This window comes from Pedobacter frigiditerrae, from assembly GCF_004331645.1.
GTDB lineage: Bacteria > Bacteroidota > Bacteroidia > Sphingobacteriales > Sphingobacteriaceae > Pedobacter > Pedobacter frigiditerrae.
The window spans coordinates 561121-583630 of the sequence record NZ_SJSK01000004.1 but is presented as its reverse complement, the minus strand read 5'-3'; the positions used below and the strand labels follow the sequence as shown (position 1 = coordinate 583630).

The following is a 22510-nucleotide window of genomic DNA, read 5'->3' as shown; positions in this document are numbered from 1 at the left end:
ATTATGAAGCGTTAGTGAATTTATTATAATATTTCTGCTACCACAAATGTACTTCCGCCAACAAAAATTAAATCGTTAGCGCTAGCCATTTTTTTTGCAGTTTCTAGTGCCGCTTTAACATTATTAAATACTTTTCCCTTCAGCATGAAATGAGATGCTTTTTCAGCTAAATCTTTTGCAGATAGTGCTCTTTCTAAGTCTGGTTCGCAGAAATAATAGGTTGCATTTTTTGGAAGAATTGCTAAAACACCATCGATATCTTTATCCTTTACCATTCCGATTACAAAATGAAGCTTTTCGAAGTTAGTATTTTTGATGTTTTGAATTACTTCTGTAATACCTGCCTTGTTGTGCCCAGTATCGCAAATTATTAATGGATTTGTACTTAATGTTTGCCATCTGCCTTGTAAACCAGTTAGTTTTTTTACTTTATTTAAAGAAGAATAAATAGCCTTATCAGGAATTTTAAATCCTAATTCCTTTAATTTAAGGATGGATTGGATGACTGTTACGATGTTCTTACTTTGATAAGTGCCTGTTAAATCAAGTGCTAAATTTTTATAGACTAAACCTTTACTTTGATAAATATCCATTGATAATAAAGGTTTTTTTTGATGCAAGTTTTCTAAACGTAAATTATCTTCTGCAAAGGTGATTTGCGAATCTTCTTGAGCTGCCTTTTGTATAAATACGTTTTCTGTTTCTGAATGTCTTTCTCCAATAACAACTGGGATATTCTTTTTAATTATTCCTGCTTTTTCAAATGCAATTTCAGGCAATGTATTTCCTAAAATATTGGTATGATCTAAACTGATATTTGTAATAACAGAAAGTTCTGGTGTAATGATGTTTGTTGAATCTAATCTACCTCCCAAGCCAACTTCTATCACAGCTATATCAACTTTCTCCTTCGCAAAATAATCAAATGCCATTGCAACTGTCACTTCAAAAAACGATGGCTCAATTTCATTAACAATTTCAGTTTGGGTTTTTACAAAATCTTTTACAAATGATTTAGAAACCATTTTTCCGTTGATACGAATTCTTTCTCTAAAATCTTTTAGATGTGGGGAGGTATATAATCCGGTTTTGTAACCTGCTTTTTGTAATACAGCAGCTAACATGTGAGATGTTGAACCTTTTCCATTTGTACCTGCAATATGGATGCTTTTAAATTTATTTTGAGGATTATCTAAAGCTGCACACATTGCAATGGTGTTATGCAAATCTTTTTTTAATGCAACTGCTCCAACTCGGGTAAACATTGGCAATTTGCTATAAAGAAAATCTAAGGTTTGTTGGTAAGTCACGGGTGTTGGATTTTCGGTGTTATGAAAAGTTTGAAAATAAGAACATCTGCTAAATAATCATTTAATAAATAATGTTAAGTATAGAAGTTGCTAATTATTTATCTATAACATTTCTGGATTTAATCACTAGCGTATTTTTTCCTTTTCCTTTTAAAAATAAATTAATTTCAGTGTATAATTCGGCAGATTTTAGTTTATTATTTACACTATCAATCACATAAAGGCCAGAAAATTTATTTTTAATATTGGACTTAGGATATATATTTAAATAACCCTCTACACCTATTTCTATTTTTGAATTTTGTACTCTGTTGATATGGAATATTGATTTTCGTTTTCCTGTTGTTACGGGAATTATTCTTTCATTTTCCCATTCTTTACCTATCGAAATTGAATCTTTTGGAAACGGAATTTGGCAATTTTCATAATCAATTAGAAGACCAGCAGGTTTTCCACTTTTATACATAAAGGACTTTAATATTTCGCCCTGCTTATTTATCATAATTGTAAAAGTAGAATCAAGTAAAGGATCAAGGTCTAAGTGTAGCTCTTTTTCTGCATTGGACATTCTACTATGAATTTTATCCCTAGATAGATACATCATTTCTCCAAATCGCCCTACGTTTCGCATTTTTATATATAAAATTTTTGATGAAAAAAGATAAGCAGAATCTCCTATTAAGGAGTCTACTGTGAATTTCATCTTAATTTCGGAATTTGTTAAAACCTCTTTGTATTTATCATCATCCGCAATTGCATAGCTATGATATATAATGTCAAAGACATCTCCTTTAGAGTAGCTTAATCGTAATAGGAATTGCTTTTCTTTTTTTTGGCAACCACAACAGATGCACAAAAAAAAACAGAAGGTGATTAAAGATTTCATTAAGGAAATAAATTACTTCACTTTGAAATTAAAGACAACAACAGCAGTTCTAACTTCTGGGCCATTTTCTATTCTATCTAAAGTGGCATTCATTACGGCTCTTTCGCATTTACGGAATAAAGCATCATTAGAGAAAGTTGTCCCTTTTGCTCCAGCTGTTGCTGAAATAACCTGTCCGTTTCTATTTACACGAATCTTAACTACAATCTTTCCAGTTTCCTGGCCATCATCTGTTGGAGTAACTAGGTTATTAAATTTGCTTAGCGGAATAGGCGTATTTCCATTTCCAGAACCACCCTCGCCGTAATTTGGTGCTAATGGGTCGCCATTTATACTACCTTGATTGCCAGGTGTAGTACCAGTTCCATCTCCTTGACCTTTTCCGTTATTTTTATTTCCTTTATAAAGTGCATTAGGATTGATGGTTGGTTGAGCTGGTTTACTTTCTGTTGCACTTGTGGGCGCATTAGTACTTTTAGTTGCTTTTGTATTGATGGCAACTGCATCTTCAGAATTTTGGGTAATTACGTCTTTTGCATCAACCTGAGATGAAGTTGTAGGTGTAACTTTTTGTTCTGGTGTAACTTTATCTGGTAGTTTATTATTCGCATTCGGATCCATGGAAGGTTCTTCTATACTCGTATAATCACTACCCATTCCAGTTTCTGAAGTGCCATAATTAACCACCATACCACCCATTCCAATCGGTTCTTCTGGTTGAAACGCACCAATAACCCAAATAAAGCTAAGGGCAATAAATAAGCCCATCAAAACTGCAGAAATTGCAATTGCTTTTGGATAATTATTTTCTTCGCCAGTGGTTGTCATTATTTCTTAGGGTCTACAGCTAGAACTAGCTTTAATTTTAATTTATTGGCAACATCATACGCTTTCATGATGTTCTCGGCTGGTACACTTTTAGCAACGTATAAAATTATGGTTAAATCTGGAGCTATCTTTTGGTAAGCCTCAATAACTGGTTGTAATTGCTCAATATTAGTTGGTTTTTTATCAACGAAATAATTTAAATTTTCGTCTATGCTAACCGTAACAGCTTTTTTAGCAGTAGATTGTTGTCCGCTATCAGATTTAGGCAATAATAGTTTAACTACCCTTGGATTTACTACAGCAGAAGCCAATAGAAAAAACAAAAGCAGGAAGAACATAATGTCGTTCAGCGCAGAGGTATGTACCTCTACGGCACCTTTTTTTCTTTTGCGTAAATTCATTATTTACCTGGTTCTTCTAATAAGTCTATAAACTCAATTGCATCTGTTTCCATTTTAAGGATGATTTTTTCTACCATCATATTTAAAATGTGGTATAAAACATAAGCTACTATACCAATAATTAGACCAGTTGCTGAAGTAATCATTTTAGTGTATAAACCACCAGAAATAGTTCCAATTTCAATTTCTCCTTTAATAGACACATCGTGGAAAATTGTAATTACCCCAATAATTGTCCCCACGAAACCAAGCATTGGAGCAATACCTGCAATAATACCTAAAATGCCTATATTCTTTTCTAGTTTAGAAACTTCTAGTTTCCCTGTGTTTTCAATTGCGCCTTCAATATCCTTAATTGGTCTCCCTATTCTTTTTAAGCCTTTTTCTAGCATTCTTGCCAAAGGCGATTTTGTGTTTTTACATAAGGCAATAGCACTATCTAACCTTCCATCATGTATATTCTGCTTAATTTGAAACATTAAGTTAGATTCATCTTTTGATGATTTACGTATAGTTAAATAACGTTCGATAAAGATAACTAGACCTAAAAACGCCAATAAGGCTAACGGAAGCATTACCCATCCACCTTTGAATAATAAATCTATAAAATGTAAATCTGGTTGAGTTGGTGCTGCAGTTGTAGCAACCTTATTTGCGGTATCTAAAACATTTTTTGCTGTGTCTCCAGCCGCCATTAACAATGTAATCATATTTAGTTTTTGTGTGTTTTCGGTAAAACGGGTTGTATATAAATGCCTTCGTTTTTTAATTTTTTTCTTAAACTATCTCGAAGTATTTTAGCCTCTGATTCTTTTAAAAATGAACCAGCGCTAATGTTGATCATAGTCTTAGAAAGCTTAATCTTTTTTGCAGGAACACCATTTTTAGCAAGATTTGCAATGATCTTATTTGCTTTTTTTTCGGTTGCTACAGCACTTACTAAAATCTCATACACAGTTACCTTACTACTATCTATAGCAGGCGTATCCGGAGCCAAGTTAACCATGGCATTTGTTTTAGTTAAACTATCTTTTAACAAAGAATCGGTTTTAGTGCTTAACGAATCAATGGGGGCAACTGGTATAGTTTTGTCTTGCTTGCCTTCAAAGTTTTTAAGGTATTTATTAAAGAAGGTTGGATTAATAAAATAAGCAACAGCTCCAGCAGCAATGATTACTAATAAGATAATTAGTGCCTTAATTAAAAATGGCATTCCCTTTTTAGGCTCTTCCTCTTCAATGTATTCTTCTCCTACTATTTCATTTTCAATAACTACTTCTGGGTCTTCTTTTTCTTCAGCCTCAACAGTTTCAATAACAGGTGGTTTAATAAAGGTGTTTTCTAAAACCTCAGTCGGACGATTTTCTACCTCGGCTATTTCTTCAAAAGTTTCTTGCTCATCATGTAGCAATACATTTTCTTCTATTTCATCTGTAGTTTCTTGTCCAGGATTTTCTTCTTCTAACTTGTTTTCTTCTTCAATTTCTTCTAAATACTCGGTTTCAATAGTTTCAGGGATTGCAGTTTCATTTGCAGTATTTTCTTCCTCGGGTATAATTTCTGTTAAAGTAGGAAGACCATAAAATTCGAATCCGAAATTAGTTTCCTGTTGTCCAACTAGAACCAATTCGTCATTAACGTATTTAAGTTTTCCGAAAATATTTAAGTCTGCTTCTTGATTTTCTGCAAGTTGCGTTTGAATCTGCTCTGCGAACTCGCCAATATAATAATTAGCAGAGTCTGTAGTTATATGCCTTTTATGGCTAATATAGTTTGCTAATTCTTCTTCCTCTTTTATTGCCCTCGTAAATGCTATCGTATAAGTAGGAGGTATAAAAGCGTGTTGCTCTACATCATATTTACCAGGTAATTTTTTCTTATACAGTGTGCCCAAACCCACAATTCCTACGGTTTTGCGAGTTTGTAATAGCTCTGTTAGGTATAATAATATATCCATTCTGGTAAAAATAAATTATAATTCGGTATCAACCAATATTTAATTGCTCAAGACCTAAAATGAGTAGCTTAATCCACCAAAAATACTGAAACCATTTGTACGGTAATACAAGTATTTACTGTAATTGGTATTAAGTAGGTTTGTTGCCTTGGCAAAAGCTGAAAACTTGTTGTTGATTTTATAATCTGCACCAATGCCTAAGTCTACAAAACCTTTTACAGTAACAACAGTTTCTTTTGAATAATCTGGAACAGGTGGATATTTACCTAATACTTGTGGCTCTGAAACGTAAACTTTAGCGTCACTATCATCTTGGATTGCCACATTTGCATTGAAGCTCAATTTCTTGTTGTAGGTATATGAGAAATTAGAGCCTATACGTAGTTGAGGTTTATAATAGCTTTGTTTCTCTACTGCTGGTTTGTAATCTTCAAGGTTTATTTTACCAGTCCATTTTAAATTATCGCTTACCTGAACAGAAATTTCTCCTTCTAAGCCTAATAATTTCATTGTTCCGAAATCATAAATCACATCGAATTTATTAAAGCTGGTAAAGTTGTTTACGAATAAAGGCATATCTGTAATCCTTTTGCTATAAAATCTTGCTTTGTAACCAAAACCCGGACCACCTGTGCCTTTAATACCACCACTAATGCTCATTTTTTCTACAGTGTTTTGAATGGCAATATTTCCATTTAGGAATGGATTTTCATCCGTAAAGTTTTTTAAGCTATTGCGATTAACATCACCTTTAACCTCTCCAAAGATTTGTAGAAAATCTGGAATTAAGGTGAAATCGGCAGTTACTGAAGGGAAAATTCTTGTGCTAGAAAATTCTCCAAACTCTTGAACGAAATTAATTCCGGCAGTAATTTTCACACCATTCGCTTGTAATTTGATGTAAGGATTTAATCGTAATAAATTATTTGAAACACTGGTATTTACATCTTTTGTACTACCCAACTCAGCAGCAGCAGCAAGACCCAAATTAAATTTGCTAATCCTTTTGTTTAAATATCCTGTTAAGGTAATGGCATTTTCCTTGGCAGAAAATTTATCATTCAAAAGGTAAGCATTAACCTTTGCAGCGTAACTTAATGCATTTTCGTCGTTGGTAAATTTATTGATGGCTTCACCCTCTAACTCAAAGAAGTTGATGGCTTGTTTCTCTGGATTAGGATTTAAAGTTGGATTTGCTTCATCAATGCCATAAAAATATAATCCGTGTCTTTCAAAGTTGACACGGCCATTTAATGTGGTTTTCTCTCCAATGCTACGTCCAAATGCACTTAACTGTTGAGTATTCTCGTTTTGCTTATTTAGTTTTCCTTCTTGACCAAAATGCCTAAAAAATGCACCAGCTTGCAATGCTTCATCTTTTCCTGTGCCTACATAAGCTTCGGCAAGAAAAGTGCCTAAAGAGCCAAGGCCGCCTTTTACATAGTTATTAATTAGTTCAGCAGCACGTTCATCAGCTAATTGCTGAGCCTGTAGTTTTTGAATATCAGAGTTTAACTCTAGTTTCCTATCGGTTAAAATATAGTTGAATTTTGCTTTGTAAGTGGCTACGTTATTTAAGTCTGGACTTCTTCTCAATTTAACAGCATCAGCCAAAACGGGTTTGTAAGGTCTAATTACTTCAATTTCTTCTGTAACCGTTTTCTCTGGTGGTTTAACATCTTGCGCCTTTGTTGCAAATGAACCAGCAGTAAGTAAAAATAGAGTAGTATATATCGTTTTATGTAATCTCATCTTCAATGTCTAGTTAATTTTAGCTAATTTCTCCTTTGCAGTTGGCACGATGTCATCCTTACCTTCATAATTGTCTATAATACTTAATAAAGTGCTTTTTGCCTGTAATTTATCTTTTAGCGCTAAGTAATTATCTGATAATAGGATAAACGATTTCGCTACCCAATAATCATAAGATGGCATATTGTTTATCAAGTCAAAACAAGTTTTTTGAGAATTTTTATAATCGCCTTTGGCATATTGAATCGCCGCAATGTTATATTTCGCTTCAGCAGCAGCTAAGGTTTTTGTTTTAGCTATTACGTTGTTGAATGATTTGATTGCTTGAACAGTATCGGCTTTTACTAAATAAGCCTTACCAATAAATAAATCTGAACTATTCTTTTCTTCTTCCGATGCCTTATCAGAGTTTTTGATTAAATCTGCATATTTCATCATGTCATCAGCCATACCCAATGCATTGTAAGCTTTTAATAAGTTATTGATGGCATAAGTATAATGTACTTTATAATCTGCTGTGGTTTCCAGTCTTTTTAAGTAAACGATAGCTTCATTATATTTCTTCTCGTCCATTAAAACCTTAGAAACACTCATTAATGAACGCTCTGTGTAATCGCTTGTCCAATCATTAAGAATATAATCATAATCTGGGATTGCTTCTGCAGAGCGATTTAATTTCACTAATGATTCAGCCCTAATAAATTTTGCCTCTTTATCGTGAATTGCTTTTGGAAATTTTTCAAAATATGCATTCACAGCCTCATAAGCACCTTGGGCATCTCCTTTTAAATATCTATTATTTGCTGCTTGGAAAACGATGTTATCTTGTTCGCTCATCGAGTAATTTCCAAGTGGGGTTGTAGCTGCATAAGCTATAAAACCATTTGCATCGCCTCTATCAACATAAATGTTTTTGATTGATTCTAGCGCTTGTTTAGCTTCAACTGAACTTGCATAATCTCTAATCACTTTTTTAAATGATTCTAAAGCTGCATCATCTTGGTCTTGGTTATATTGTACTAAACCAATGGTTACTAAAGCACGAGGCACATAACTACTACGTGGGTATTTAGCTACTAAATCAACCAAGTCAGATTTAGATTTATCAAAATCTCCTTTATTAAAATAAGTATAAGCAGTTTCAAAACCAGCATCATCAGCATAGTTTGAACTAGGGAATTGGCGTAACAAGCTTTGCATGGTAGTAATTTTAGCATCGTCTTGTTTTTGCAAACCTTGTATCATTCCACGTTGAAACAAAGCGTAATCTTCTCCAGTTAATTTACCATTGATGATTTTGTTATAGTTTACCATTGCATCACCATAGTTCTTGTTAACAAAATAAGAATCGGCTAAACGAATGGTTGCATCTGTAACAGTTTTGGCATCTTTATCATCGCCATTTAAAAACTTTTCGAAGTAATTGGCAGCTTTAGTATATTTTTCATCTTCAAAGGCAGCGTATCCTAAAGCATAATTAGCAAAGTTGTAAACATCTGTTTTTTGAGCGGCCGGCATTGCTAAAAACTTTTCAAAAGTTTTAACAGCTTCGCCAAACTTTCTTAATTCATACATCGATTCTGCCATCCAATAAATACCTAAAGCATGTATTTCTTTATCCTCTGGGAAATTGCCAGAACGTAAAAACATAGATAAAGCATTAGGGAAAGCCCTTTCGTTGTAAAACTCTAAGCCTCTAAAGTAGGTTGCTTTTTGATAAGCTTCTTTTGCTTCAGGCGTTTTGTTTTGTAAAGGCTCTAAAATATCTATAGCTGTTTGATAGTTTTTGCTTGTTAATAAAATTTCACCTTGTAAAACCCTGGCTTCGTTTATTTTTTTAGAACTTGGGAATTGCTTGATAAAAGTTTGGATTGACTCTAACGCTTGAGAATTAAATTCTAACTCATAACTTAATCTAGCATAACTTAACCAAGCTTCTTCTTGTATTACTTTATCAAAATTTAACCTAGATGCTCTAAAAAACGCACTGCGAGCTTTTTCCTTGTTATTTAATTTCAAAGCAGATTTACCCAAGGTGTACATGCCATTTTGTAGGTAAATATCATCGGTAGTTAGTTTTTCTAGAACGGGAATAGACTCTTTAAACTTCCCATTTTGAAATAGCGAGTACCCATACTGGTAAATAAAAAGATTGTTTTTGGTATTGTTTTTATCTTTTGAATAAAATTCTGCAAAATACTTTTCTGAATTTTTAAATTCTGACTTTGCAAAATAAGAAGCCGCAACCAAGCTTAACATTTCTGGCTCAAACTGTTGTTTTGTTTTTGCCATTGCCGGAAGTGCATAATCAATCACGTCATCATAACGCTCATCCAAATAATACATTGAAGTAATGTAGTAAGGATAACTCGCCTCATAGGTAGGAGAGCCTTTCAATTTCTCGAAATTGGTTAAAGCAGTTTTATATTCTTTGTTAAGGTAGTTGATGTAAGCAAAATAATAAGTCGCACTTTCTTTAAAGGGCGAATCTTCTTTTTTAACCGCTTCAAAAAGAGGCTCTGCTTTTTCAAAATTTTTCAACTCGAAATAAGCATAACCTTGTTTAAATTGATATTCTACTCTTTGCTTTTGTGAAAGAGAACTTGGTTCAGTTTTTTCAAACCATTCTAAAGCTTTTGTATAATTCTTTTGAGCGAAATAAGATTTACCTACGTGAAAGTAAGCAAGCTTGGTATTCGGATTTAAAGGGTATTCTCTAATAAATTCTAGAAACAAAGATTCTGCATCTTCATTCCCTAACTCTAAAGCGCAAACAGCAGCATAAAACTTTGCATTTTCTTTTAGTAAAGATAATTCTGCATTGCTTTCTTTTTGAGTACTTGCTTTGCTTCTAACTTGCTCAACCATTTTAAACTGTTGTGCAGCCGCAACGTATTTCTCGTTCTGGAGTAATTCTAGGCCGGTTTGGTAGTTTTTATTAAGGGTGATTAGTGGAGTTATCTGGGCAAAACTGGCGGTAATACCGCCGACTAAAAAGAGGGGAACTAATAGAAATTTCTTCTGCATAGGTTTCAAATATGGTTGGTACTAAATTATAAATAGTATCAAAGCTTATCAACATAAGTAATTAACATCTGTTGATAACAACGTTCTAACGAAGAGATTTGAGAATTGGTATAAGTAAGTCCGGAAGTTAGAAAAGTCAGGAAGTCCGAAAGTATATTGTCTAAATACTAACTACTTTGTACTAAGTACCTTTAGTCGTTCTGACTAGCCAGTAAATAAAGTACAGCCATTCTTACTGCTACTCCATTTTCTACTTGTTCTAAAATGATAGATTGTTTGCTGTCTGCTACATCACTTGTAATCTCTACGCCTCTGTTTATTGGACCAGGGTGCATGACGATGATTTCCTTATCTAAATTATCTAATATTTGTTTATTTAAGCCATACATCATTGCATATTCGCGTTGCGATGGGAAATATTTAATGTCTTGTCTTTCTAGTTGGATGCGCAGCATATTTGCCACATCGCACCAATTCAGCGCTTTCTTTAAATCGTGTTCAACTTTTACACCTAAACTTGCAATATGTTTTGGAATTAATGTTGTTGGTCCGCAAACCATAACCTCTGCACCTAACATTTGCAAACAAAGTATATTAGAAATGGCAACCCTCGAATGTAGGATGTCGCCCACAATTACCACTTTTTTACCCCTAACATCGCCCAGTTTTTGGCGAATAGAATAAGCGTCTAATAAAGCCTGTGTTGGATGTTCGTGTGCGCCATCGCCAGCATTTACAATTTGTGCTTTAATATGTTTGCTCAAAAAAACGCCAGCTCCAGCATAAGGATGTCTCATCACTACCATATCAACTTTCATTGCTAAAATGTTGTTTACGGTATCTATTAAAGTCTCGCCTTTACTAACTGATGATGAAGATGCTGCAAAGTTTACCACATCGGCAGAAAGTCTTTTTTCAGCTAATTCGAATGATAGTTTGGTACGTGTAGAGTTTTCGAAAAATATATTGGCAATGGTAATGTCTCTTAACGAAGGAACCTTTTTAATAGGTCTGTTAATTACATCTTTAAAATTATCCGCAGTTTCGAAAATCAATTCAATATCATTCAGGTTAATATCTTTAATGCCCAAAAGATGTCTAGTTGATAGTTTTTCTGCTGCCATTTTTCTTATTGCTTTTCTGATAATAAAATCACCTTGTCTTCGCCGTCATTTTCTTTCCAACTTACCTTAACTTTCTGACTGTCAACGCAATCAACTTGCTGACCAATATAATTTGGCTCGATAGGTAAGTGCCTAGAAAATCTTCTGTCAATTAATACCATTAATTCAACTCTTTCTGGTCGGCCATAAGCCAGTAACGCGTCCATCGCAGCACGAATTGTTCTACCAGTCCACAAAACGTCATCAATTAAGATAACTTGTTTGCCTTCTATAATAAAGTTAATGGTATTGCTACTCGCCGTTACTAAGCCATCTTTTCTTCTAAAATCATCCCTAAAAAAAGTAATGTCTAAATGACCTTTTTTAATGGAATTTGTTTTTAGAATTTCTGAAAGTTCTTGATGTACACGGTCTACGAAATAAGTTCCTCTGGGTTGAATTCCAATTAATACTGTATTCTCAAAATCGGTATGGTTCTCAATTAATTGATGACAAAGTCTCTTAATTGTGATTTGAAATTTCTGACCGTCTAGCAGGGTTCTCTTTTGCATTGAACAAGGATTGGGCAAATATAGATAAATGTTTTAATGTTGGAAAGTTGAAATGTTGGAAAGTTGAAAAAAGGTGTCAAATTGTTTGATTGCTAGATTATTGCATTTTTAATTAGAAAAGCAATGTTCTGTTTTTATAGGGGAGGGTAGTCCTTCTTTTCGTTCCAATCTTTTTGCGCTTCGACTACGCTCAGCGTGACAAAAAGGATTTCCACTGCAATAAGGTTTAGTTTACATAAGTCTGTGTTTTATAGGGAAGTAAATCCCTTAATAGTTTTATATTTGTATATGCAACCAGTAATTTTTTTCGATGGACTTTGTAATCTCTGTAATGGGGCAGTACAATTTACCATCCAAAGAGATAAGAATAATATTTTCCGCTTTGCCTCCCTGCAAAGTGAATACGCTGCCGAAAAAATTACACCTTTTAAAATTGCTCCAGAAAATCTCGATAGTTTCATCTTGTTAGAAGATGGGAAAGTTTATTTACGCTCTACTGCCGCATTAAGAGTTGCAAGAAAATTAAATGGACTTTGGCCATTACTCTATGGTTTTATTATTGTTCCTCCTTTTATAAGAAATGCGGTTTATAATTACATCGCTAAAAACCGATATAAATGGTTTGGTAAACAAGAAAGCTGCTGGGTGCCTACACCAGAGTTAAAGAGCAAGTTTTTAGGGTAAAATTTATTCTACATTTTTAGGTTTAGGTCTCCACAACCAAAGTGATAAAACGACTAAAGGAACTGTAATACTCAAAGCAATTAATATCAATTGTTTTCGGTGACTAGCAATTTCTACATCGCTCGAAGTAAAAATAACCACAGTTTCTTTAATGGCGTATAATGTGAATATGGTTAAAATAACTGCTAGGACTTTCCTCATTGATTGAATTTGTACCCAAAATTAGATTTATTTATTGATAAAATAAAAAAGCTAGCTGAACAATGTTCAACTAGCTTAAGTAAACCAAATTATAAACTATAAAGATTTTGTAAAGGCTTATATTATTCTCCCTCTCTTTTAATTGGTCTTAAATTTTCTAGTTCTTCGGGCGTAAAAAGCCTGTAATGGATTTTAAATGTTTTCCCCATAGGAGTTTCCAGGGAAAATCCACCAACTCCAAAGCCATCTAGTACGTCTAATGTGAAATGAGAAAATTTCCAATATTCGAATAGGTCCCTATCAACCCAAAATTCACATTGTTCGATAATTCCAATACAGGCATCATTCATTCTCAAATAAAATCCTCTCTTTTCGAAACATTGAGGCTGTGTGCCCTCGCAACATCCACCAGCTTGATAGAACATTAAATCGCCATGTTTGGCTTTAAGTTCTTTTATTAAGTCAATTGCTTTTTCTGTTGCATCTAATCTCTTAACCATATTTAGTTATTATCAATCAATCAACTTAAATTTAAAAATTAGATAAAGCGCAAGGCTTATACCTTGCGCTGAGTAATCAGAAATTAAAAGAAACCAAGTTTATTCTTGTCATAAGAAATTAGCATGTTTTTAGATTGGCGGTAATGACCTAACATCATTTTATGATTTTCTCTACCAACGCCAGATTGTTTGTATCCTCCAAAAGGAGCACCCGCAGGGTAAGCGTGGTATTGATTTACCCAAATACGACCTGCTTGTATTGCTCTAGGCACTTGGTATAACTCATGGGCATCTCTTGTCCATACGCCCGCACCCAACCCATATAATGTATCATTAGCAATTTCGATTGCTTCTTCAACTGTTTTAAAAGTAGTTACAGCTAATACTGGACCGAAAATTTCCTCTTGGAAAATGCGCATCTTGTTATGCCCCTTAAAGATAGTTGGCTTAATATAGTAGCCGGTTTCCAAGTCGCCATCTAAATGGTTTACATCTCCGCCAGTTAGTAATTCGGCACCCTCTTCTTTACCTAATTTAATATAGGCAGCAATTTTTTCATATTGAATTTTAGATGCTTGTGCCCCCATCATTACTGTTTTATCTAGTGGGCTTCCCACTTTAATTGCTTCAGTTCTTTCAATTACTTTTGCTATAAACTTCTCATAAATATCTTCCTGGATCAATAATCTTGATGGGCAAGTACAAATTTCACCTTGATTTAATGCGAACATCACAGCTCCTTCAATTGCTTTGTCTAAAAAAGCATCATCATGATCCATAACCGAGCTAAAAAATACATTTGGTGATTTTCCTCCTAACTCTAAGGTAACAGGAATAATGTTCTCAGTTGCATATTGCATAACTAATCGCCCTGTTGGGGTAGAGCCAGTAAATGCAGCTTTATTAACTTTAGGATTGGTCACCAAATGTCTACCCAATTCTGAGCCAAAACCATTTACAACATTTATAACGCCTGGAGGCAATAAGTCGCCAATCAATTCCATTAAAACGATAATAGATGTTGGTGTACTTTCAGCTGGTTTTAATACTACGCAATTACCAGCGGCTAATGCTGGAGCCAACTTCCATATTCCCATTAGCAATGGGAAATTCCAAGGAATGATTTGGGCTACAACGCCTATTGGCTCATGAACAATTAATGATACTGTGTTTTGATCAAGCTCGGTATGTGAACCCTCTTCAGCACGAATAATACCAGCAAAATACCTAAAGTGGTCTATGCCCAAAGGCAAATCTGCCGCTAATGTTTCTCTTATCGCTTTTCCATTATCAATGGTTTCTACTGTTGCTAGGTATTCTAGGTTATCCTCCATTCGCTGCGCAATTTTATTAAGGATAATACTTCTTTGGGTAGCTGAGGTTTTGCTCCAAGTTTTAAAGGCTTCTGCAGCTGCATCAACTGCTAATTCAATGTCTTCTTTAGATGAGTGAGCTACCTTAGTAAAAACTTTTCCGTCTATTGGAGAGATGTTATCGAAGTAAACTCCTTTTACGGGAGCAATAAATTTACCGCCTATATAATTATCGTAATGCGATTTAAAGGCAGGCCTTTTTACTATATTTTCCATGTTTACAAGAATTTGGTTATCACAAACCTAATCGCAAAGTAGGTGTGTTTGATAGTAAAATTGTTGCATGTAGTAGCATTATAGTTGCAGTTTATATAACCTTCATGAAATAAACATATATTTGATATACGCCAATAATTGTTAACCAAATCTAATTATTGCTATGGACCATATATTAAATCCGGTTACTTTAAGCAAAGCTGAAAGTTTGAAAACTTTGGTTGAAAATAGAACCGCATATACTTTGGAAAAATGTGAGTTGAATGTATTTGAGACTTATACCCAATCTTATAAAGTACCATTAACTTTTAATGATTTTGTAATTACCAGTATGTTACGTGGTAAAAAGGTGATGCACCTTTTTGATAAGCAGGGTTTTGATTATTTCCCTGGACAAACTGTTATTGTGCCACCAGCAATAGAGATGAAAATAGATTTTCCAGAGGCAACAGATTTAAATCCAACTCAATGTATTGCATTGGCAATAGACAGTGACCAGATTAAAAAGACTTTGAGTTATTTAAATGAGTTTTTTCCTAAGGAAGATCCAAACTCAAAATGGTTGTTAAATTATGATGAGTATCATTTTTATAATAATGAGGAAATAGCTTATTTGATTAATAAGGTGATCAGGGTATGTTCTGAAAGATCAAAGGAAAAAGACGTGTTGGCAGATTTAACATTGAAAGAACTGCTGATTAGAATCATGCAGAGCCAGAATTTAAAAGCTGTGAACGATGATCAAGTTGGCCAAAACCATAATTCTTTAGCTTACGTTATCGGTTACATCAAAGCTAATTTAAACGAGAAATTAAGTATTGATAATTTAAGTAGTCAGGCTTGCATGAGCAGAGCTACATTTTATAGATTATTTAAAAGAGAATTGGGTATAAGTCCGAATGATTATATTTTGACTGAGAAGATGAATAGGGCAAAAGAATTATTATCTAGGCCTGGAGCAAAAATTGCTGCTGTTAGTTATGAGCTAGGTTTTAATGATTCAAATTACTTCATTAGGGCATTTAAAAAAATTGTAGGTATTACACCTGGAAATTACCAATTAACGGCTTTTCACAAAATAGTTCATTAACATGAATTTGAAACAAACGTAATACTAAGCTGAAAGTTCCTTGATCTTATCCCTTAAATCTTTAATCGGTTCCTTAAAGATGCTGTCGTTCATTTTTTTGGCTAGAATTATAAATGGAATCCCAATTAAAATACACAAACCTATTTGTAAGGTTAAATTAGGTAAGCTAAAAACAATTGCGAACTTTTGATGAACATATAATCTATATGCAATTAATCCAATCGGGCCGCTTAAAGGCAAAAATATATATCCAAATATATTTTCCATTCTTAAAATCCTACGAATTGCTATAAGGTTATCTTCCAGTACTTGTTTGGTATTAGAATTAAAGTCGATAGCTGTTTTAATCTTTTTTAGTTCAACTAGACCAAGAATCCTACATAATTCGTAGGTGACAAGAAATGCCAATAACAAATATTGTAAATCATTTTTTATAAAAAATGCGGCAACAAGCATTGGTACACTAATTATTCTAATCCACCTTAATTTCCATTTTAACTTGAAGAGTAATGAGCTAATTAAGCTGTGAGATTGATGATCTAGTTTATATGTTGCAATTGCTGGTGTAGTATCTTTTGCTGTGAATTCAGCATTCATATTTTGCCATTCTTGCTGTAGGTTTATGCTATTTTCCATTTATAATAGTGGTAAGTTGTTGTTTAATTCGGTGAAGTTTAACGTTAGTATTGGTCTTTGAAAGGCCTGTCATCTCACTTATTTCTGAGTTATCGAAACCATCAAGATGTAGCATGATGATGCTTCGGTCTATTTCTGCCAATTGTTTAATTGCCCGGTACAAAAAATCTGCTCGTTCAGATAATTCTTGAGGTTCAAAAGATATATCCTGATTTGTATTTTCCTTAATCTTTGTGGCTTTTTTACTTTTGTTTAAAAAGGTAAGTGCAACATTTAAGCTAATTCTATACAACCAAGTAGAAAACTTAGCATTCCCTTCAAATCTTTCATAGGCACTCCAGCTTTGAAAAACAATTTCTTGATACAAATCTTTTCTGTCTTCCAAATCATCAGCATATAAGTTTACTACCTTAAGGATAATTCCCTTATGCTCTTCAAGTTTTTGGAGATAAGCTTTTTCAGTCATTATTTTTTAGCCTTAGAAGATATTTGTGTTGATTTATGCTCTTCATAAAGTTGAACCACTGTGATGATAAAAGAAATAGTTGCCACAGCTAACATTGAATATTTTAAATAGCTCGGCATTTCTACTGTTGTGTAGATAAGGATTAAAAAAGCTGTTGTTGCTAATTTTGTAGGTTTGTTTTCCATTTTGCTCATTTTAAAACTGTTTAAATATGTACAGTTAGTAAGCAATGGCTTTAAAAAATTACAACAATTGAAAATTAATTTTCGAGATATTTTTTGCTGTAGGTAATTCCCATTAAATCATAGCGCTTAAATTGGGTTTTTAACCGTTTTAAAAAATCTGGATAGTTTTTACCCTGCTTTGGGCTCCAAAGGATTTCGCTTAAAGCATCTAATCTTGGGAAAATTTGGTATTCGATTTTTTTAGGATTAGCTACATATTCAGACCATAAATTACCTTGTGCACCCCAAACGTATTTGGCTTGATCGGCATTTAATTCTGATGGAACTGGCTCGTAATTATATACAGATTCTAGTGGCAGATATTTGTTTGCCGCTAAGCTATCATCTTTTAAAAATTGTTTATGATTAAAGTACGTTATATCTTCTGGTGTCATGATTACTTTCTGCTTAAGTTTTGCAGCAGCTATGCCACCTTTTTCTCCACGCCAGCTCATAACTATGGCATTAGGAGCCAGACCGCCATCTAAAATCTCATCCCATCCAATAATGGTTTTTCCTTGGCTATTTACAAATTTCTCTATGCGATGAATAAAATAACTTTGCAAGGCACTCTCATCTTTTAGATGATTGGCCTTCATCATTTGTTGTGTAACTGGATCTTGTTTCCACCAAACTTTAGAAGCCTCATCGCCACCAATATGAATGTACTGCGATGGAAATAATTGCATCACCTCCATTAAAACATCTTCTAAAAAACTAAATGTTTTTTCAGTTGGAGCTAAAACATTGTTGTATTTGTTCATCATACCCCAAGTTTGCGCTACTTCATATTTTTTGTTTGGTTCTGTGCCTAATTCTGGGTATGCTGCTAACAATGCCATACTATGTGCGGGCATTTCTATTTCTGGAATAATGGTAATGTATCGTTTTTTTGCATAATCAATTACATCTTTGATTTCTTCTTGTGTATAATAACCACCGTGTTTAATGCCGTCAGTTTTAATTACTGCATCTTTTGGGGTGATTTTAATTTCTGTTGGAAAAACTTCATACTTAATACCTTCATTTCCCTTTCCTGGCCACAGACCAATAATACTTCCATTTCTCCAAGCGCCAACTTCAGTTAGCTTTGGATATTTTTTAATTTCAATCCTCCAGCCATGATCATCTGTTAAATGCCAATGGAAATAATTCATTTTGTGCAGGGCGAGATAATCGATGTATTTCTTCACAGTAGCAACATCAAAAAAATGTCTGCTAACATCTAAATGCATAGCTCGGTATTCGAAACGAGGATAATCTATGATATCTACTGACGGTATTGTTAATTTATCATTGGTCTTTGTAGGCAACAGTTGTATAATGGATTGAATAGCATAAAAAATTCCTTGTTCTGATGATGAACCTGCATTTATCGTAGAACTTAAAACAGAAACGAAGTATTTGTTAGGATTTGAATATAACTTTTTGTTGACTACTAAAGTTATGAATTTCGATTTCTTGTCGGGATTACTCGTAACTTCAAGTTTAAGATTATAAATCTTCTCTATGTAATCTGCTAAAAACTGAGCGGAGTTTCGAACTTCTTCTGCTGTAATAAGTATCGCAGTATTTTTATCTATTGTAAATGTATCTTCTGGAAAGAGTCCAGCTCTTAATTCAACAGGTCTAGGAATAATATTTACTTCTTGAGCAGAAAGACTAAAGCTGAAAGCGAAAAGTAAAAAGCAAAAAATAAATTTCTTCATAACTGGATAGGTTTGATTTTCAAAAATAGGAAAAATAAACCTCACCCTGTTAAAGCTATTGGTTATCGGCAGTTTCTATGTTTCCCTCTCCTTGAGGAGAGGGATTGTGCAGACAGAAGCTAAACCGCAGAACGCTCAAAGGGTGAGGTCAAAAAAAATCCCGATAACCATTGGCTATCGGGATTAAATTTATTTAGCGTTTAAAAAGCTTATTTTTTGTTTTTGCTTTCTTCGCCTTCCATTTGCTCTTTTAATTGAGCAAGAACGCTAAGATCACCTAAAGTAGATTTCTCTACTGAATCTTTCACTTTTTTAACTGCACTTACAGAAGCTTTAGCTTCTTTCTTTTTAGTAGCTCTTTCTTCAGCAGCAACTTCAGCTTTAGCCTCTTCCCAAATACGGGCGTGAGAAACTACGATACGTTTAGCATCTTTGTTGAACTCAATGATTTTGAAATCATTAGTTTCTTCAGCTTTGATTACAGAACCGTCTTCTTTAGCCATGTGTTTAGTTGGTACGAAACCTTCAACACCATATGGTAAAGCAATAACAGCACCTTTATCAGTTACTTTAACTACTGTACCTGTATGAACTGAATCAAGGGTAAAGATAGTTTCGAAAGTATCCCAAGGGTTTTCTTCTAATTGTTTGTGACCTAAGCTTAATTTGCGGTTTTCAACATCAAGTTCTAAAACTACAACGTCTAAGGTATCACCAACTTTAGTAAACTCGTTAGGGTGATTAACTTTTTTGCTCCAAGATAAGTCAGAAATGTGGATTAATCCGTCAATTCCTTCTTCAATTTCAACAAATACACCGAAGTTAGTCATATTTTTAACTACAGCTTTGTGTTTGCTTCCAATTGGATATCTTTCTGCAACAGCTCCCCAAGGGTCTTGAGTTAATTGTTTAATACCTAAGCTCATTTTGCGCTCATCTCTATCTAAAGTTAAAACTTCAGCTTCGATTTCATCGCCAACTTTCAAGAATTCTTGAGGTGAACGTAAGTTTTGTGACCAGCTCATTTCTGAAACGTGGATTAAACCTTCAACACCTGGAATGATTTCTAAGAAAGCACCGTAATCAGCTACAGTAACAATTTTACCTTTAACTTTAGAACCAACAGCTAAGTTAGCATCTAAATTTTCCCAAGGGTGAGGAGTTAATTGTTTTAAACCTAAAGCGATACGTTTTTTCTCATCATCAAAGTCTAAAACAACAACGTTGATTTTTTCGTCTAATGATAATACTTCTTTTGGATGCTCTATGCGGCCCCAAGAAATATCAGTAATGTGAAGTAATCCGTCAACACCACCTAAATCGATGAACACACCGAAATCAGTAATGTTTTTAACAGTACCTTCTAATACTTGACCTTTTTCTAATTTCGAAACGATTTCAACTTTTTGGCTTTCTAAATCGTCTTCAATTAAGATTTTGTGTGAAACTACAACGTTTTTAAATTCGTGGTTGATTTTTACAACTTTGAATTCCATTGTTTTACCAACGTAAACATCGTAATCACGGATAGGCTTAATGTCAATTTGAGATCCTGGTAAGAATGCTTCTACACCCATGATGTCAACAATTAAACCACCTTTAGTACGGCTTTTCACGAAACCATTAATAATGGTGTCATTGTCAAGCGCAGCGTTGATGGTTTCCCAAGAACGTTGTGTTTTTGCTCTCTTGCGAGATAAAATCAACTGACCATTCGCATCTTCTGGAGCTTCTACGAAAACATCCACTGAATCGCCAATTTTCAAATCAGGTGTATCTCTAAACTCTGAAGTAGAAACTAAACCATCAGATTTAAATCCAACATTTAATACTACGTCTTTGTTGTTGATTGATACAACGATACCACTAATGATTTCGCCTTGAGTGATTTGGTTGAAAGTATCTGTATACATATCTTCAAACTTTTTACGGTCTGCGTCACTGTAGTTACCAAATACTTTATCATCTGCATCCCAATCAAAATCTTGATCTGGTGTTGCTAATGATGATTTGATTTGTTCGATAGAAACCGAATCAGCTTCTGACTCAATTGTTTCTTTCTCGGTTAGACGAGCGTCTGCACCTTGTAGTTCGGCTGTTTTAGCCTCTAGTTCTTTTTCTGCTACTTGTTTTTTAGCCATTAATTAATAATCTCCTTTGTTCCCTATTTAGGGACTGCAAAGGTAGAAATTTCTTTTTAATTAGAAAAGAAATTTTTAATTAATGTTACTGATAATTAAGGATATAGTGTAAAGTAATTAGTAGTTAGTATAAAGTACTTGGATTGAATTACTCAAATAAAGCGAATTCAAATAATTTGAAAAGCAATGATAAGAGCTTTTTTCAGTGTTAGTCCCGTTGTTCGCTTCCAGTTCTCGCTTCATTAGGCTTTCCGCTACAACCCCTTAGGGAAATGATACGGTGCTAGGGACAAATTTTTTGAACCACAGTTCCTGTTCTTGCTACATTGCAATTCTAGATTTGTAATTCCTTATTTATCTTAAATAATCTGATTAAAATTCTCGGATAAGTGCTTCTGGATTGTTTACTTAAGCTATTGCCAAGCAGGCGCATAGACATTAATATAATAAACTCATATCAAACACAGATTCAACTAGGGGTTAACAGGGTAATTGTCCCTGTTAGGTCCGTGTTGGCTCCCTGTTGGGTCCCTGTTGATATACAGCAACAATTAGGCTAGTGTGCTTCCGTAATTTGCCTAGACTTAAGGGATAGATTTAATATCTAAGGATTGGAATCCTTAATTACGTTAATGTTCAGATTGAAAATCAAGGAGAGAAGTGGATGACTTACTTAATTCTTTTTAAAAGTCCCCCTTGTAAAGCCTTCGCCCACCAAGGTGTTATTATCTCTAATGAGTAATAAAATGGTATTTTCTTGTTGTTTAAATTTAATCATATCGCCCTCCACATCATATTTTGTGGTTATTAGGGTGTCTGTATAAGTATCTTCAATAACTACAGCGTTTGCAGGTTTAAATTCAAAAGATTGGTAGTCTCCATCACCAATGCTTACATATTTTCCAGACACAGATTTCTCTACAATGAAATTAAGATAACTTAAATATCCTACTGCCAAAACGATACAAGTAGATATTGCCATTAATATTTTGCTATTTAAAAACTTGAAAATGAAATACAACAATGCAATCATTACCAAAACTATAAAAGAGATAAAAAAGAGCTTAGAATTATCCTTGCTCGTTTTTTGTTCTACCACAACTTTTTGAACTTGGGGTTGTTTAACTGGCTCAGGACTAATTCTTTGCAAAAAATCCTTACTAACCCAACCTTCGCCGTTAGTAACTTTTATTTTAAAATACTTTGCATCGGTAGAGTCTAATACTTGTACATTTTCATCTTGTGGTACAAAGCCAATCTTCTTACTGCTCGGGTCTTTTGTTTCTCTAACATTCAATTTATCAGCCGTAACCTTGTACAGATCTTGACCATTAACGCTAAAAGAAAAAAGAACTAAAGAAATCAGCAGGGAAAAAAATCTATTCATCATTATTACATTTTGGACATCAGAAGTTAAAAGATGTCTTTGGAATT

The 22510-nt window shown here is 33.9% G+C and carries 21 protein-coding genes; 2 read left to right on the top strand and 19 right to left on the bottom strand.

What is annotated here, in order from left to right:
* Window positions 1–23: 23 nt before the first annotated feature.
* The 10 genes from EZ428_RS17715 to pyrR form a co-directional block, all read right to left on the bottom strand.
* Window positions 24–1310 carry a bifunctional folylpolyglutamate synthase/dihydrofolate synthase gene (locus tag EZ428_RS17715; RefSeq protein WP_225871085.1) on the bottom strand — a complete coding sequence of 429 codons (1287 nt, stop codon included), beginning with the start codon at window positions 1308–1310 and terminating at the stop codon, window positions 24–26.
* A gap of 94 nt (window positions 1311–1404) precedes the next feature.
* Window positions 1405–2196, bottom strand: coding sequence for a hypothetical protein (locus EZ428_RS17710; protein ID WP_131554521.1), 792 nt, complete (start codon window positions 2194–2196; stop codon window positions 1405–1407).
* Window positions 2197–2208: 12 nt separating this feature from the next.
* The gene (locus EZ428_RS17705; RefSeq protein WP_131554520.1) at window positions 2209–3024 is read right to left on the bottom strand and encodes an energy transducer TonB; all 816 of its coding nucleotides are present in this window, start codon (window positions 3022–3024) and stop codon (window positions 2209–2211) included.
* Complete coding sequence (locus EZ428_RS17700) at window positions 3024–3425, bottom strand: ExbD/TolR family protein (RefSeq protein WP_131554519.1); 402 nt, start codon at window positions 3423–3425, stop codon at window positions 3024–3026. Before EZ428_RS17700 ends, EZ428_RS17705 begins: the two co-directional genes overlap by 1 nt.
* Window positions 3425–4135, bottom strand: coding sequence for a MotA/TolQ/ExbB proton channel family protein (locus EZ428_RS17695; RefSeq protein WP_131554518.1), 711 nt, complete (start codon window positions 4133–4135; stop codon window positions 3425–3427). The genes EZ428_RS17700 and EZ428_RS17695 overlap by 1 nt, the downstream gene beginning before the upstream one ends.
* 2 nt (window positions 4136–4137) lie before the next feature.
* Window positions 4138–5382, bottom strand: coding sequence for an SPOR domain-containing protein (locus tag EZ428_RS17690; protein ID WP_131554517.1), 1245 nt, complete (start codon window positions 5380–5382; stop codon window positions 4138–4140).
* A 54-nt stretch (window positions 5383–5436) separates the two neighbouring features.
* The gene (locus tag EZ428_RS17685) at window positions 5437–7134 is read right to left on the bottom strand and encodes a TonB-dependent receptor (RefSeq protein WP_131554516.1); all 1698 of its coding nucleotides are present in this window, start codon (window positions 7132–7134) and stop codon (window positions 5437–5439) included.
* A 9-nt stretch (window positions 7135–7143) separates the two neighbouring features.
* Window positions 7144–10161, bottom strand: a complete 3018-nt coding sequence (locus EZ428_RS17680; RefSeq protein WP_131554515.1) for a tetratricopeptide repeat protein — start codon at window positions 10159–10161, stop codon at window positions 7144–7146.
* Between the two features lie 191 nt (window positions 10162–10352).
* On the bottom strand, window positions 10353–11285 hold the full coding sequence (locus EZ428_RS17675) for an aspartate carbamoyltransferase catalytic subunit (RefSeq protein WP_131554514.1): 933 nt from the start codon (window positions 11283–11285) through the stop codon (window positions 10353–10355).
* Window positions 11286–11290: 5 nt separating this feature from the next.
* Window positions 11291–11836 (bottom strand): bifunctional pyr operon transcriptional regulator/uracil phosphoribosyltransferase PyrR, encoded by a 546-nt coding sequence (gene pyrR, locus EZ428_RS17670; RefSeq protein ID WP_131554513.1) that lies wholly within the window; start codon window positions 11834–11836, stop codon window positions 11291–11293.
* 288 nt (window positions 11837–12124) lie between these two features.
* Here pyrR and EZ428_RS17665 point away from each other — a divergent pair, with 288 nt between their 5' ends.
* Window positions 12125–12520: a thiol-disulfide oxidoreductase DCC family protein gene (locus tag EZ428_RS17665; protein ID WP_131554512.1), complete on the top strand. Its 396-nt coding sequence runs from the start codon at window positions 12125–12127 to the stop codon at window positions 12518–12520.
* A gap of 3 nt (window positions 12521–12523) precedes the next feature.
* On the opposite strand, the gene EZ428_RS17660 is transcribed toward EZ428_RS17665, so the two are convergent.
* The 3 genes from EZ428_RS17660 to EZ428_RS17650 form a co-directional block, all read right to left on the bottom strand.
* On the bottom strand, window positions 12524–12721 hold the full coding sequence (locus EZ428_RS17660; RefSeq protein WP_131554511.1) for a hypothetical protein: 198 nt from the start codon (window positions 12719–12721) through the stop codon (window positions 12524–12526).
* A 122-nt stretch (window positions 12722–12843) separates the two neighbouring features.
* Window positions 12844–13221, bottom strand: a complete 378-nt coding sequence (locus EZ428_RS17655; protein ID WP_131554510.1) for a DUF779 domain-containing protein — start codon at window positions 13219–13221, stop codon at window positions 12844–12846.
* 83 nt (window positions 13222–13304) lie between these two features.
* Window positions 13305–14810: an aldehyde dehydrogenase family protein gene (locus EZ428_RS17650; protein WP_131554509.1), complete on the bottom strand. Its 1506-nt coding sequence runs from the start codon at window positions 14808–14810 to the stop codon at window positions 13305–13307.
* A 163-nt stretch (window positions 14811–14973) separates the two neighbouring features.
* Here EZ428_RS17650 and EZ428_RS17645 point away from each other — a divergent pair, with 163 nt between their 5' ends.
* Window positions 14974–15900 carry an AraC family transcriptional regulator gene (locus EZ428_RS17645; RefSeq protein WP_131554508.1) on the top strand — a complete coding sequence of 309 codons (927 nt, stop codon included), beginning with the start codon at window positions 14974–14976 and terminating at the stop codon, window positions 15898–15900.
* A 24-nt stretch (window positions 15901–15924) separates the two neighbouring features.
* Here the strand turns inward: EZ428_RS17645 and EZ428_RS17640 are convergent, their stop codons facing one another.
* The 6 genes from EZ428_RS17640 to EZ428_RS17615 all read right to left on the bottom strand — a co-directional run bounded on the left by EZ428_RS17640 (window position 15925) and on the right by EZ428_RS17615 (window position 22466).
* Window positions 15925–16536 carry a hypothetical protein gene (locus tag EZ428_RS17640; protein ID WP_131554507.1) on the bottom strand — a complete coding sequence of 204 codons (612 nt, stop codon included), beginning with the start codon at window positions 16534–16536 and terminating at the stop codon, window positions 15925–15927.
* Window positions 16526–17002, bottom strand: coding sequence for an RNA polymerase sigma factor (locus tag EZ428_RS17635; RefSeq protein WP_131554506.1), 477 nt, complete (start codon window positions 17000–17002; stop codon window positions 16526–16528). Before EZ428_RS17635 ends, EZ428_RS17640 begins: the two co-directional genes overlap by 11 nt.
* A complete protein-coding gene (locus EZ428_RS17630; RefSeq protein WP_131554505.1) occupies window positions 17002–17187 on the bottom strand; it encodes a hypothetical protein in 186 nt (61 codons plus the stop codon). The genes EZ428_RS17635 and EZ428_RS17630 overlap by 1 nt, the downstream gene beginning before the upstream one ends.
* Before the next feature lie 74 nt (window positions 17188–17261).
* Window positions 17262–18935 carry a beta-N-acetylhexosaminidase gene (locus EZ428_RS17625; protein WP_131554504.1) on the bottom strand — a complete coding sequence of 558 codons (1674 nt, stop codon included), beginning with the start codon at window positions 18933–18935 and terminating at the stop codon, window positions 17262–17264.
* Window positions 18936–19144: 209 nt separating this feature from the next.
* Window positions 19145–21076 (bottom strand): 30S ribosomal protein S1, encoded by a 1932-nt coding sequence (gene rpsA, locus EZ428_RS17620; RefSeq protein WP_131554503.1) that lies wholly within the window; start codon window positions 21074–21076, stop codon window positions 19145–19147.
* A gap of 673 nt (window positions 21077–21749) precedes the next feature.
* A complete protein-coding gene (locus EZ428_RS17615) occupies window positions 21750–22466 on the bottom strand; it encodes an SH3 domain-containing protein (RefSeq protein WP_131554502.1) in 717 nt (238 codons plus the stop codon).
* Window positions 22467–22510: the final 44 nt, after the last annotated feature.

Bases quoted from the DNA above. Each gene is read 5' to 3' on its own strand.
- EZ428_RS17655 (WP_131554510.1), bottom strand. From the start codon at position 13,221: ATGGTTAAGAGATTAGATGCAACAGAAAAAGCAATTGACTTAATAAAA.
- EZ428_RS17660 (WP_131554511.1), bottom strand. From the start codon at position 12,721: ATGAGGAAAGTCCTAGCAGTTATTTTAACCATATTCACATTATACGCC.
- EZ428_RS17700 (WP_131554519.1), bottom strand. From the start codon at position 3,425: ATGAATTTACGCAAAAGAAAAAAAGGTGCCGTAGAGGTACATACCTCT.
- EZ428_RS17675 (WP_131554514.1), bottom strand. From the start codon at position 11,285: ATGGCAGCAGAAAAACTATCAACTAGACATCTTTTGGGCATTAAAGAT.
- EZ428_RS17685 (WP_131554516.1), bottom strand. From the start codon at position 7,134: ATGAGATTACATAAAACGATATATACTACTCTATTTTTACTTACTGCT.
- EZ428_RS17615 (WP_131554502.1), bottom strand. From the start codon at position 22,466: ATGATGAATAGATTTTTTTCCCTGCTGATTTCTTTAGTTCTTTTTTCT.
- EZ428_RS17665 (WP_131554512.1), top strand. From the start codon at position 12,125: ATGCAACCAGTAATTTTTTTCGATGGACTTTGTAATCTCTGTAATGGG.
- EZ428_RS17640 (WP_131554507.1), bottom strand. From the start codon at position 16,536: ATGGAAAATAGCATAAACCTACAGCAAGAATGGCAAAATATGAATGCT.
- EZ428_RS17635 (WP_131554506.1), bottom strand. From the start codon at position 17,002: ATGACTGAAAAAGCTTATCTCCAAAAACTTGAAGAGCATAAGGGAATT.
- EZ428_RS17690 (WP_131554517.1), bottom strand. From the start codon at position 5,382: ATGGATATATTATTATACCTAACAGAGCTATTACAAACTCGCAAAACC.
- EZ428_RS17630 (WP_131554505.1), bottom strand. From the start codon at position 17,187: ATGGAAAACAAACCTACAAAATTAGCAACAACAGCTTTTTTAATCCTT.
- EZ428_RS17650 (WP_131554509.1), bottom strand. From the start codon at position 14,810: ATGGAAAATATAGTAAAAAGGCCTGCCTTTAAATCGCATTACGATAAT.
- pyrR (WP_131554513.1), bottom strand. From the start codon at position 11,836: ATGCAAAAGAGAACCCTGCTAGACGGTCAGAAATTTCAAATCACAATT.
- EZ428_RS17625 (WP_131554504.1), bottom strand. From the start codon at position 18,935: ATGAAGAAATTTATTTTTTGCTTTTTACTTTTCGCTTTCAGCTTTAGT.
- EZ428_RS17680 (WP_131554515.1), bottom strand. From the start codon at position 10,161: ATGCAGAAGAAATTTCTATTAGTTCCCCTCTTTTTAGTCGGCGGTATT.
- EZ428_RS17695 (WP_131554518.1), bottom strand. From the start codon at position 4,135: ATGATTACATTGTTAATGGCGGCTGGAGACACAGCAAAAAATGTTTTA.
- EZ428_RS17705 (WP_131554520.1), bottom strand. From the start codon at position 3,024: ATGACAACCACTGGCGAAGAAAATAATTATCCAAAAGCAATTGCAATT.
- rpsA (WP_131554503.1), bottom strand. From the start codon at position 21,076: ATGGCTAAAAAACAAGTAGCAGAAAAAGAACTAGAGGCTAAAACAGCC.
- EZ428_RS17645 (WP_131554508.1), top strand. From the start codon at position 14,974: ATGGACCATATATTAAATCCGGTTACTTTAAGCAAAGCTGAAAGTTTG.
- EZ428_RS17710 (WP_131554521.1), bottom strand. From the start codon at position 2,196: ATGAAATCTTTAATCACCTTCTGTTTTTTTTTGTGCATCTGTTGTGGT.